Raw genomic sequence first — 10,620 nt, 5'->3', positions numbered from 1 at the left:
CCCCTGCCCCGGGGCCGCGCCCCCGCTCGGCCGACTGCTCAGCCCGTCATCTTCGCCTGGAACTCGTCGAGGATCTTGTCCGCGGCGGTGTAGCCGATGCCGGCGATCCACAGCCGGTCGTCGACCTTGAAGACCTTGCCGTCCTTGGACGCCTTCAGGCCCTTCCACAGGCCGCTGTTCATCGTCTTGGTCGTGCCCGCCTTCGCCGGGTCGCCGTACGTCGACGTGAAGACCACGTCCGCGTCCGCGAGGTCGATCTTCTCGGGCGACACGTCGTACGAGAAGCCGTCCTTGGCCTTGTCGGTGATCGCGGGGCGGCCCATGCCCAGGTCGGCGAGGATCGAGCCGATGTAGTTCTGCTTGCCGTAGATGCGGATGTCGGCACCCTCGACGAAGCGGACGAAGTTGACCTCGGTGGCGGCGGCCTTCTCCTTGCCGCCGATCGCCTCGGTCACCTTCGCGACACGGGCGTCGTAGTCGGCGACGACCTTCTTCGCCTCGGCCTGCTTGCCGAGCGCCTCCGCGTGCAGCTGGAAGTTCTCCTTCCAGGCCGATCCGGTGGACTCCGTCATCACGGTGGGGGCGATCGCGCGGAGCTGCTCGTAACGGTCCCCGTCCCGCACCTTGCTGGTGAGGATCAGGTCCGGCTTCAGCGAGGCGACGGTCTCCAGGTTGGGGTTGGCGATCTCGCCGACCTGCTTGATGCTCTTCGTCCGGCTCGCCGGCAGGTACGAGGGGAAGCTGTCCTCCGACGCCGAGTGCGTCCCGCCGACCGGCTGCACCCCGAGGGTCAGCGCCGAGTCCAGCTCACCGGTGTCCAGGACCACCACGCGCTTGGGGTCCACCGGGACCTCGACGTCGCCCATGGCCGTCTTGACGGTGTGGGTCTTCGCGGCGCCGGAACCGCCCTTGTCACCGGAGTCGGACGAGCCGCAGGCGGAGAGCGTGAGCGCGCCGGCCAGGGAGAGGGCGCCGAGCGCGAGGCCGCGGTGGCGGAGGGAGGTGGCCATGGGATGCCTTTCGTGGGGATCGGGGTGGTGGACTGTCACGGATGCGCCGGCGGCCGGCCGCCGGCGCGGGGGACCACGGCGCCGGGGTGGGGGGTCACGGCGCCGGGGTGGCCCGCCACGGCGCGCCCGGCACCACGAGCGGCGAACCGGTCACCGGATCCGGGACGATCACCGCCTCCAGGCCGAAGACCTCACGTACGAGATCGGCCGTGACGATGTCGTCGGGGCGGCCCTCGGCGACGATCCGGCCGGCCTTCATGGCGACCAGGTGGTCCGCGTACCGGGCGGCCTGGTTGAGGTCGTGGAGCACGGTGACGACGGTCCGGCCGCGGGTGCCGTCCGCCGCCGGGGCGGTGAGCCGGCGCACCAGGTCCAGGACCTCCACCTGGTGGGCGATGTCGAGGTACGTGGTCGGCTCGTCGAGCAGCAGCAGATCGGTCTCCTGGGCGAGCGCCATCGCGATCCAGACCCGCTGGCGCTGACCGCCGGACAGCTCGTCCACGGACCGGTCGCCGAGCGCGGTGACGTCTGTACGCTCCATCGCGTCGGTCACCGCCCGCTCGTCCTCGTCCGACCACTGCTGCCACCAGTGCTGGTGCGGCTGGCGCCCGCGGGCGACGAGGTCGCCGACGGTGATCGCCTCGGGGGCCACCGGGGTCTGCGGCAGCAGCCCGATCGACTGGGCGATCCTGCGGGTGGGGATCTTCGACAGCTCGGTGCCGTCGAGGAGGACCGCCCCGCCGCGCGGCTTGAGGAGCCGGCCGAGCGCGCGCAGGGTGGTCGACTTGCCGCAGGCGTTCGGGCCGACGATGACCGTGACCCGGCCGTCCGGGATGTCGAGGTCCAGCGAGTCGACGACGGTGCGGTCCTCGTACGCGAGTGTCAGCTCCCGTGCGGTGAGCCGGCCGGTCTCCGCGGCCTTCGCCGTGGCGGCCTTCGCGGCCGTCTCCGCGGCCGTCTCCGTGCTGCCGGACGTCGGGGTCGAACTCATGCTGTGCCTCCACTACGGCCGCGACCGCCGCCCTGACCGCGGATGATCAGCCAGATCAGATACGGGGCGCCGACCGCCGCCGTCAGTACGCCCACCGGCAGTTCGGTGGGGGAGAAGAGCCTGCGCGCCAGCAGATCCGCGAACACCACGATCACCGCGCCGAGCAGCGCCGAGGAGAGCAGCGGGATCTGCGCGGTCCGGGTCATCCGGCGGGCGATCTGCGGAGCGAGCAGCGCCACGAAGTCGACCGGACCGGCCGTGCCCGTCGCCACGGACGCGAGGACCACGCCGAGCGCGACCAGACCCAGCCGTACCCGGCCCAGCCGCACCCCGAGCGCGGTCGCGGTGTCGTCGTCCATCGATACGGTGCGCTGGGCGCGGGCCGCCCACAGCACGGCGGGCAGCAGGATCAGCAGCGTCCAGCCGATCGGCGCGGCCTCGGACCAGCCGCGGCCGTTGAGCGAGCCGGTCATCCAGATGTGCGCCTGCTGGGCGACCAGGTAGTCGCCCTTCGTCAGGAACAGCGTGGTGACCGAGCGCAGCGCGATGGCGAAGCCGATGCCGATGAGGACGAAACGGGTGGCGTGCAGCCCGCCCCGCCAGGCGAAGACGTACACGAGCGCCGCCGCGGCCACCCCGCCGATCACGGAGAGATAGGGCAGCACGGTGTACGAGGTGATGCCGAAGGTCATCGCGCCGACCGTGAGCGCGCTCGCACCCTGGCTGATGCCGATGATGTCGGGGCTGGCGAGCGGGTTGCGGGCGACGGTCTGGATCAGCGCACCGGCGATCCCGAAGGCGGCGCCGACCAGCAGCCCCACCGTCATCCGGGGCATCCGCAGCGTGCCCACGACCAGTTCGTCCGGGGAGGGCCGGCCCAGCACCACCTTCACGACCTCGCCGGGCGCGACGAAGCTCTCGCCGACGCAGAGGTACGCGACACAGACCGCGGCCAGCAGCAGGACGAGGGCGGCGGAGACCAGGGCGGCCCGCCGGTGCAGCAGGAACCGCCCGCGCGCCCCGATCCGTACGACGTGATACCCGGCCGGCCGCATCCGGGCGGCCTGCGTACCGGCGCTCATGCGGGCACCGCCTTCCGGCGTACGAGGGCGACCAGGAACGGCACGCCGATCAGCGCTGTCATCACACCCGCCGGGACCTCGCTAGGCGGGAACACGATCCGGCCGATCACATCGGACACCAGCAGCATCACGGGCCCGATGAGGGCCGCCATCGGCAGCACCCAGCGGTGGTCGGAGCCGACGACCGCACGGGCGATGTGCGGGACGGCGAGCCCGATGAACGCGATCGGCCCGGCCGCCGCGACACCGACACCGGTCAGCACCGTGGCGCCGACACCGCCGACGACCCGGACCGTCGCGACGTTCTGCCCGAGCCCCTTCGCGACGTCCTCGCCGAGTGCCAGCGCGTCGAGCCCACGGGCGACGGACAGCACCAGTACGACCCCCAGCAGCAGGAACGGCCAGATCTGCTGCGCCACATCGGCCTCGCGCCCGGCGATCGAGCCGACCTGCCAGAACCGGAACTCGTCCAGCGCGGACGCCCTGGTCGTCAGCACCGCCGAGACCACCGACACCAGCAGCGCGTTGATCGCGGCACCGCCCAGCGCGAGCTTCACCGGGGTGGCGCCGCCACGCCCGCTCGACGCGATCGCGTACACGGCGACGGAGGCGATCGCCGCCCCCGCGAAGCCGAACCACACGTACCCCGTCAGGCTGTGCACCCCGGCGAACGCGATGGCCAGCACCACACCCACCGAGGCGCCCTGGCTGATGCCGAGGATGCCGGGGTCGGCGATGGGGTTACGGGTGATGCCCTGGAGCACCGTGCCCGCGATGGCCAGCGCGGCGCCGACCATCAGCCCGATCAGGGTGCGCGGCACGCGCATGTTCCGGATGACTTCGGCGTTGTCGGAGTGCCCGCCGTGCAGCAGCACGTCGAACACTTCGGACGGGGGTATGGAACGGGCCCCCACGGCCAGGCTGAGGAGTACCGCCACGAGCAGCGCCACGACGGCCGCCGCCGTCGCGAGTGCGCGTCTGGAGCGGCGTGGTGCGGCGGCTGACATCGGACCCAATCAAAAGGCGAAGAACATCAAATGGCGAATAACAATGCAAAGGTAAGGCTTGGCTAAGTCTAAGCACCGCCGTTTCGGGCCCGAAGGCCGCACCGGGGACGGACCCGGCGCCCACCCCGACGACAATGGACCTCATGCCCTCGCACCCCCTGACGGTCGGCTTCGACCTCGACATGACGCTCATCGACTCCCGCCCCGGAATCAAGGCCGCCTACCAGGCGCTCTCCGCCGAAACCGGGACGCCGATCGACGCCGACCTCGTGGTGAGCAGGCTCGGCCCGCCGGTCGAGGAGGAGCTGCGGAACTGGTTCCCGGCCGACGCGGTGGCGGCCACCGCCGACCGATACCGGGAGATCTATCCCACACACGCCATCACCCCGAGCCCGGCGCTGCCGGGCGCGCGGGAGTCGATGGCGGCGATCCGGAAGCGCGGCGGCCGCGCCATAGTCGTCACCGCGAAGTACCACCCCAACGCGGAACTCCACCTGACCCACCTCGGCATCGACCCCGACGCGGTCGTCGGCGGCCTGTGGGCCGAGGCGAAGGGCCACGCCCTGCGCGAGCACGGCGCCCACATCTACGTCGGCGACCACACCGGCGACGTCCGCGGCGCCCGCACGGCCGGCGCCCTGTCGGTGACGGTCACCACGGGCCCGTGCGACGCGGAGGAACTCCGGGCGGCGGGCGCGGACGTCGTCCTGTCGTCGCTGACGGAGTTCCCGGCGTGGCTGGCGGAGTACGAGGAGTACAGGGGGTAGCGCCTCTCCGGCGGATCAGGTCCCGCTGCCGGCGGGGTTGCCGGGCGCGGCCCGTCGCAGGAGTTCGATGCCCAGTTCGTCGGTGCGGTCGGCCCGTCCGGTGAGGCGGTGGACCAGCACCCATCTGCCGTCCGGCACGGCCCCGGCGAAGACGGAGGCGTCGCCGGTGGCGCCGTTGTGCCAGAGCAGGGTGCCGGCTCGCTGCCAGGACAGGGCGGGCTCCCCCAGTTTCCGGTCGACGAGGAGGGCGGTCACCAGATCGGCGGTGGCCCGCGGGGTGGCCCAGAGCCCGCCGGCGGGGAGGATGGCGCCGGTCATGGTCCAGGGGCGGCGCGGGCGGCCGAACAGCCCGCGGCCGCAGAGCCGTCTGTCCGGCGGCGGAGTGCTTGTCACCTCGGTGATGTCCAGAGGGGCAAGGACGTAATGGTCCAGAAGCTCCTGGTAGGGCATACCCGCGGCGGAAGCCAGCGCCGCCCCGAGGACGGCGTACCCGAGGTTGGAGTACTCCTCCGTACGCCCCGGGGCAGCGGTGGCGAGGGCGTCCAGCCCCTGGAGCACGGCGTGCAGCGCGGCCTCGTCGAACGCGGCGTACGGGTCCCGCCGTTTCACGCGCGGCGGGAGCCGCGGCAGCCCCGAGGTGTGCTGGGCGAGGTGTTCCAAGGTGATGCCGGTGCCCCGCGGAACGGGCAGGAACCGCTCCAGCGGGTCATCGGGACGGAGCACGCCCGCGGCAGCCAGCCGGGCCAGCGCGGTTCCGGTGAGCGCCTTGGTCAGGGACCCGATCTGGACGTACGCGTCGAGGGCATGGCCATGCAGGACCTGAGGGGCTTCGCTGTTGCCGAGAATGCAGGTGGGGACGGGGCGCATGCCCAAGTACTCCTTCGTTCCGGCTGCCTCTGCCTGGCCGGTTCCGGGCGGAGGCCGATTCCGGAGCTCCCGAACGTAGCCGGGTCCTCGAACCATGCGGCTCGGTTCGAGCCACGGCACCGGGCGCGGGACGACGGGCGGCAACGGCGAAGTGCGCCCGCGGTGCCCGGCATCCCGGCCACGAGGCCGGGGACACGGTTGGTGCTGCGATCCGCACGGGGCCGACCACGCTGCCCGTGCTGCCCGGCTCTCTCCTGGGCGGCGATGCTCCCGTTCATGAGCACCCTGTCCAGAGCCGGCCCCTGGACCTGTCGGGCCCGCCCGGGGGCTCGTGGCCGAAGCGGCCACCCCGTAAAGCGCCGCTACCGCTTCGCCGCCCCCGCGCGCACCGACCGGATCACGCCCGCCGCGGCGATCAGGAAGCCGACGCCCATCAGCATGCACAGCGACCAGGCGATGGACGGCAGGGGGCGGGTGCCGAGGAAGAGGGGCGCCATGGTGACCAGGGTGGACAGCGCGCCGAGGAAGAAGACGATCGCGCCGATCCGGACCAGCCGGTCACCTGCGCCAGAAGGTGTAGTACTCACCCGGCCAGGGTAGTTCCCGGCGGCGGCGAACCGCCCTGCGGCCGAGCCCGTGGTCACCGGCTCGGAAAGCAAGCGCCGTTTCCGGACAGAGTCCGGATGACCAGGCTTGACGAGGGGTACTCCCCCTGGGGAGGCTGCTGCCAGCAGGGGAGCACCACCACTGGATAGCCTGACCTGCTGAGGCTTTGTTCCGGGTTCCGGCATACAGGTTGCATACGGGTTGAGATGGGGTGCGTGCTTTGCCGACTGGCAAGGTCAAGTGGTTCAACAGCGAGAAGGGCTTCGGCTTCCTCTCCCGCGACGACGGCGGCGACGTCTTCGTGCACTCCTCCGTGCTCCCCGACGGCGTCGATGCCCTCAAGCCCGGCCAACGCGTCGAGTTCGGGGTCGTCGCAGGTCAGCGAGGTGACCAGGCGCTCTCGGTGGCGATCTTGGACCCCACCCCCTCCGTCGCGGCCGCGCAGCGCCGCAAGCCGGACGAGCTGGCGTCCATCGTGCAGGACCTGACCACCCTGCTGGAGAACATCACGCCGATGCTGGAGCGTGGCCGCTACCCCGACAAGGCGGCCGGCAAGAAGATCGGCGGCCTGCTGCGCGCGGTCGCCGACCAGCTCGACGTCTGAGAACCGGCAGTAGGAGCGCGGCTCAGACGAACGACAGCGCGTCGGGGCCGAGGGGCGGTACCAGTCCCTCGGCCGCCGCGCGGGTCAGCAGTCCGCGGATCGCCGCGTAGCCGTCCTCGCCGAGGTCGGCGGTGAACTCGTTGACGTACAGCCCGATGTGCTGGTCGGCCACGGCCGGGTCCATCTCCTGGGCGTGCGCCAGCACGTAGGGCCGGGACGTCTCCGGGGCGTCCCAGGCCATCCGCACCGAGGTGCGCACCGAGTCGGCGAGCAGCTTCAGGGTGTCCTCGCCCAGCGAGCGCTTGGCGATGATCGCGCCGAGCGGAATCGGCAGCCCAGTCGTCTCCTCCCAGTGCCGGCCCATGTCCGCGAGGTTGTGCAGCCCGTAGTTCTGGTACGTGAACCGGGCCTCGTGGATGACGAGACCGGCGTCCACCTTCCCGTCGCGCACGGCGGGCATGATCTCGTCGAACGGCATCACGACGATCTCGCCGACCCCGCCCGGCACCACCTCGGCCGCCCAGAGGCGGAACAGCAGGTACGCGGTGGAGCGCTCGCTCGGTACGGCGACGGTCTTCCCCGTCAGATCGGTGCCCGCCTCCTTGGTGAGGACCAGCGGGCCGCAGCCCCGCCCCAGCGCCCCGCCGCACGGCAGCAGCGCGTACTCGTCGAGCACCCACGGCAGCACCGCGTACGAGACCTTGAGGACGTCGAGCTCGCCACGCTCGGCCATGCCGTTGGTGATGTCGATGTCCGCGAAGGTGACATCGAGGGCGGGCGCGCCGGGGACCCTTCCGTGCGCCCAGGCGTCGAAGACGAAGGTGTCGTTCGGGCAGGGCGAGAACGCGATCCGCAGCGGGGCGTCCGACGGGGCGCCCGGCAGATCGTTCGACGGGTCAGGAATCGTGTCGGTCATGGTGGGTCCAACCTTCCAGTACGGGTACGAGCTTCCCGAACGCCCCGGTGAGCGCGGCCAGCGCGTCGCCGATGCGCCAGGCGTCCCGGTCGCGCGGGCCCACGGCGTTCGAGACCGCCCTGATCTCCAGGACGGGCAGGCCGACGAGCTCGGCGGCCTCCGCGACCCCGAAGCCCTCCATGGACTCGGCGGCGGCCCGGGGGTGCGCGGCGAGCAGGGCGGCGGCGCGGTCGGCGGAACCGGTCACGGTGGAGACGGTGAGGATGTCACCGGTGAGCGCGCCGGTGGCGGCGGCCGCCTCCCGTACCAGCGACCGGGGCGGGAGGTGCCAGGCGCGGCCGAAACCGAGCTCGGTGACCGGCACGAAGCCCGTCGCGGTCTCGGCACCCAGGTCCGCCGCGCCGATGCGGTCGGCCACCACGAGGGAGCCGACCGGCGCGACAGGGGCGAACCCGCCGCCGATGCCGGCCGAGATCACCAGGCCGTAGCCCCCGTCCGAGGCCAGGCCGAAGGCCGCCGAGGCCGCCGAGGCGCCCGGCCCCGCACCGCCCGCGAGGACGTCGAACGCGCCCGTGCGATGGATCTCCGCGCCCGGAACGCACAGGACCGACGCCTCGGAAACGGCCCCGAACGCACGCGTGACCGCGTCCCGTTCCGCGGGGACAGCGGTCACGACGAGCACACGCACGGGGCGAATCCTCCGAGGTCAGGAGGGGGAGGGGGTCAGGAGGTCTTCTTCAGCTCGAAGTGCCAGATGCCGACGAGCTCCTTGCCCTTGGTCTCCACGATGCTGATCTGCGTCTTGTTCGTGGTCTCGCCGGTCTGGCTGGAGAAGAAGGCGCTGCCCGGGATGGACCGGTAGGTCTTCTTGTACGGCTCCTGCTCGGCCTGCTGACCGTTGATGAACAGGGTCCAGCCGTTGTCCGCGACCTCGGGGTCGACGCCGAAGCGGACCTTGTCGTCCATCGCGACCTCGACGGACTTCTCCGCCTTCTTGTTGAGGCAGCTCTGGTACTCGGACTTGTCGAGGGCCTTGCCGTCGTTGTAGCAGGACGCCTCGGCGCTCACCGAGTTGCCGCCGACCGTTACGGTCGCGAGCGGCGTCGGCTTGTCGCAGGCGGAGAGGACGAGGAGTCCCGCGGACACGGCACCAAGAGTGACGCCGATTCGGCGGCCCTTACCGGAGAAGAACGCAACGGTCATGGGCCGAAGGCTATCGGTCGCTCCGGTTCACGCCACGCGGGGGTGCGGCGAGCCGTGGCGCGCCGCGCTCAGCAGACCCCGTACGGACGTTGCGGCGCCGAGGGCGAGGATGCCCGCGGCGACCGACATGCCCAGTACGCCGTTGAGGGGGAGGGCGATGCCGATGCCGCCGCCGACCACCCAGGCCATCTGGAGCACGGTCTCGGACCGGGCGAACGCCGAGCTGCGCACCTCCTCGGGCACGTCGCGCTGGATCATCGCGTCCAGCGAGAGCTTCGACAGGGCCAGCGTGAAACCCGCGGTGGCGCTGAGCGCGGCGACCATGACCGTGCTGAAGAAGAGCGCGGCGAGCACCGCGACGAGCAGGGCCAGGGCCAGCACGGAGACGACGATCACCTCGGGGCCGCGGGCCCGCAGCCAGGAGCCGACGGCCGTACCGGACGCGTTGCCCACGCCGGCCGCGACGCCGGCGATGCCGAGCGAGACGGCGGCGCTCTGCCCGGCGAGCGGGTGCTCGCGCAGCAGGAACGCCAGGAAGAAGATCAGGAAGCCGGAGAGCGCGCGGTGCGCGGAGTTGGCCTGGAGCCCGTTCAGTACGGACGGGCCCACGGACCGCAGACCGGGCCGCTTCTCGCCGTTCCGCTCCCGGCGCCGCGCCCGGCCCGGCCGCCTGCCGGTACGCCCCGGCTCCCGCAGGGAGACCGCCACGCCGTGCGGCGGCACCAGCTGGGCCTTCCGCTCGCCCTTCGCGGAGTCGACCTCGGGCGGCAGCGTGAAGGCGAGCACGGTCCCGCCGAGGAAGATCACGCACGCGCCGTACAGCGGCCAGCCGGGCCCGACGGTCTGGAGCCCCGCCCCGATCGGGGCCGCGATCCCGGTCGCCAGGAGTCCGGCCAGGGTGACCCGGGAATTCGCCTTCACCAGGGAGAAACGCGGCGGCAGCAGACGCGGTACGACGGCGCTGCGCACCACCCCGTACGCCTTCGAGCAGACCAGGACCCCCAGCGCGGCCGGATACAGCTCCAGGCCTCCGGTGGCGACGGCGCCCGACATGGTGAGCGCCAGCACCGCACGGGCCAGCATCGCCCCGGCCATCGCCGCGCGGCGACCGTGCGGCAGCCGGTCCAGGAGCGGGCCGATCACGGGGGCCAGGAGCGTGAAGGGGGCCATGGTGACGGCGAGGTAGAGGGCGACCCTGCCACGGGCCTCGTCCGTCGGTACGGAGAAGAAGACCGTGGAGGCGAGCGCGACCGTGATCATCACGTCGCCCGCGCCGTTCACGGCATGCAGCTCGATCAGTTTGCCGAGCCCGGACTCCCCGGCGCCGTGTGCGTGGGTCGCCTTCCGGATGCCCTTCGCGGTGCCGGTGAACGGCTTGTGGAGGGCATGACCGACCGCCCGGCCCGTCCTGCGGAGCGGGCCGGACTCTTCGTGCGACCGGGCGGAAGTCACTTCGTCATAGTGCCCCAGCTGCGGTGGTGGCGAACCGGCATCGGCACGGGGCGCGGTGCACTTGGTCCTGTCGGGTCAGCGGGCCGCCCCGCCCGGACGGGGGCGGCCGGGGGCC

General features: G+C 72.3%; 12 protein-coding genes. 2 read left to right on the top strand and 10 right to left on the bottom strand.

What is annotated here, in order from left to right; genetic code table 11:
* Window positions 1-38: 38 nt before the first annotated feature.
* The 4 genes from AADR41_RS38930 to AADR41_RS38915 form a co-directional block, all read right to left on the bottom strand.
* The gene (locus AADR41_RS38930; protein WP_342286942.1) at window positions 39-1,010 is read right to left on the bottom strand and encodes an ABC transporter substrate-binding protein; all 972 of its coding nucleotides are present in this window, start codon (window positions 1,008-1,010) and stop codon (window positions 39-41) included.
* Window positions 1,011-1,104: 94 nt separating this feature from the next.
* Complete coding sequence (locus AADR41_RS38925; RefSeq protein ID WP_342286941.1) at window positions 1,105-2,001, bottom strand: ABC transporter ATP-binding protein; 897 nt, start codon at window positions 1,999-2,001, stop codon at window positions 1,105-1,107.
* On the bottom strand, window positions 1,998-3,083 hold the full coding sequence (locus tag AADR41_RS38920) for a FecCD family ABC transporter permease (protein WP_342286940.1): 1,086 nt from the start codon (window positions 3,081-3,083) through the stop codon (window positions 1,998-2,000). The genes AADR41_RS38925 and AADR41_RS38920 overlap by 4 nt, the downstream gene beginning before the upstream one ends.
* Entirely contained in the window at window positions 3,080-4,090 is a 1,011-nt protein-coding gene (locus AADR41_RS38915; protein WP_342286939.1) for a FecCD family ABC transporter permease, read from the bottom strand. Before AADR41_RS38915 ends, AADR41_RS38920 begins: the two co-directional genes overlap by 4 nt.
* A gap of 143 nt (window positions 4,091-4,233) precedes the next feature.
* Here AADR41_RS38915 and AADR41_RS38910 point away from each other — a divergent pair, with 143 nt between their 5' ends.
* Window positions 4,234-4,857, top strand: coding sequence for an HAD family hydrolase (locus tag AADR41_RS38910; protein WP_342286937.1), 624 nt, complete (start codon window positions 4,234-4,236; stop codon window positions 4,855-4,857).
* 15 nt (window positions 4,858-4,872) lie between these two features.
* Here AADR41_RS38910 and AADR41_RS38905 read toward each other — a convergent pair whose 3' ends face one another.
* Complete coding sequence (locus tag AADR41_RS38905; RefSeq protein WP_342286936.1) at window positions 4,873-5,724, bottom strand: serine hydrolase domain-containing protein; 852 nt, start codon at window positions 5,722-5,724, stop codon at window positions 4,873-4,875.
* Between the two features lie 362 nt (window positions 5,725-6,086).
* Window positions 6,087-6,311: a hypothetical protein gene (locus AADR41_RS38900; RefSeq protein WP_342286935.1), complete on the bottom strand. Its 225-nt coding sequence runs from the start codon at window positions 6,309-6,311 to the stop codon at window positions 6,087-6,089.
* 239 nt (window positions 6,312-6,550) lie between these two features.
* Here AADR41_RS38900 and AADR41_RS38895 point away from each other — a divergent pair, with 239 nt between their 5' ends.
* A complete protein-coding gene (locus AADR41_RS38895; RefSeq protein WP_072485776.1) occupies window positions 6,551-6,934 on the top strand; it encodes a cold-shock protein in 384 nt (127 codons plus the stop codon).
* Window positions 6,935-6,956: 22 nt separating this feature from the next.
* Here the strand turns inward: AADR41_RS38895 and AADR41_RS38890 are convergent, their stop codons facing one another.
* From AADR41_RS38890 to AADR41_RS38875, 4 genes are read right to left on the bottom strand one after another with little or no spacing between them, the layout of a single operon-like run.
* Window positions 6,957-7,850 carry a 1,4-dihydroxy-6-naphthoate synthase gene (locus tag AADR41_RS38890; RefSeq protein ID WP_342286934.1) on the bottom strand — a complete coding sequence of 298 codons (894 nt, stop codon included), beginning with the start codon at window positions 7,848-7,850 and terminating at the stop codon, window positions 6,957-6,959.
* Window positions 7,831-8,538 carry a futalosine hydrolase gene (locus AADR41_RS38885; protein ID WP_342286932.1) on the bottom strand — a complete coding sequence of 236 codons (708 nt, stop codon included), beginning with the start codon at window positions 8,536-8,538 and terminating at the stop codon, window positions 7,831-7,833. The genes AADR41_RS38890 and AADR41_RS38885 overlap by 20 nt, the downstream gene beginning before the upstream one ends.
* A 35-nt stretch (window positions 8,539-8,573) precedes the next feature.
* Complete coding sequence (locus tag AADR41_RS38880) at window positions 8,574-9,053, bottom strand: DUF2771 domain-containing protein (RefSeq protein WP_342286931.1); 480 nt, start codon at window positions 9,051-9,053, stop codon at window positions 8,574-8,576.
* 27 nt (window positions 9,054-9,080) lie between these two features.
* Window positions 9,081-10,505 carry an MFS transporter gene (locus tag AADR41_RS38875; RefSeq protein ID WP_342286930.1) on the bottom strand — a complete coding sequence of 475 codons (1,425 nt, stop codon included), beginning with the start codon at window positions 10,503-10,505 and terminating at the stop codon, window positions 9,081-9,083.
* Window positions 10,506-10,620 lie beyond the last annotated feature (115 nt).

The sequence above is a fragment of the Streptomyces sp. CLV115 genome, assembly GCF_038448545.1.
Taxonomy (GTDB): domain Bacteria; phylum Actinomycetota; class Actinomycetes; order Streptomycetales; family Streptomycetaceae; genus Streptomyces; species Streptomyces sanglieri.
This window is presented reverse-complemented; position numbering and strand designations above follow the sequence as displayed.

Excerpts from the sequence above, each read along its gene's own strand:
- AADR41_RS38905 (WP_342286936.1), bottom strand. The coding sequence starts at position 5,724 with ATGCGCCCCGTCCCCACCTGCATTCTCGGCAACAGCGAAGCCCCTCAG.
- AADR41_RS38930 (WP_342286942.1), bottom strand. The coding sequence starts at position 1,010 with ATGGCCACCTCCCTCCGCCACCGCGGCCTCGCGCTCGGCGCCCTCTCC.
- AADR41_RS38920 (WP_342286940.1), bottom strand. The coding sequence starts at position 3,083 with ATGAGCGCCGGTACGCAGGCCGCCCGGATGCGGCCGGCCGGGTATCAC.
- AADR41_RS38915 (WP_342286939.1), bottom strand. The coding sequence starts at position 4,090 with ATGTCAGCCGCCGCACCACGCCGCTCCAGACGCGCACTCGCGACGGCG.
- AADR41_RS38925 (WP_342286941.1), bottom strand. The coding sequence starts at position 2,001 with ATGAGTTCGACCCCGACGTCCGGCAGCACGGAGACGGCCGCGGAGACG.
- AADR41_RS38880 (WP_342286931.1), bottom strand. The coding sequence starts at position 9,053 with ATGACCGTTGCGTTCTTCTCCGGTAAGGGCCGCCGAATCGGCGTCACT.
- AADR41_RS38890 (WP_342286934.1), bottom strand. The coding sequence starts at position 7,850 with ATGACCGACACGATTCCTGACCCGTCGAACGATCTGCCGGGCGCCCCG.
- AADR41_RS38910 (WP_342286937.1), top strand. The coding sequence starts at position 4,234 with ATGCCCTCGCACCCCCTGACGGTCGGCTTCGACCTCGACATGACGCTC.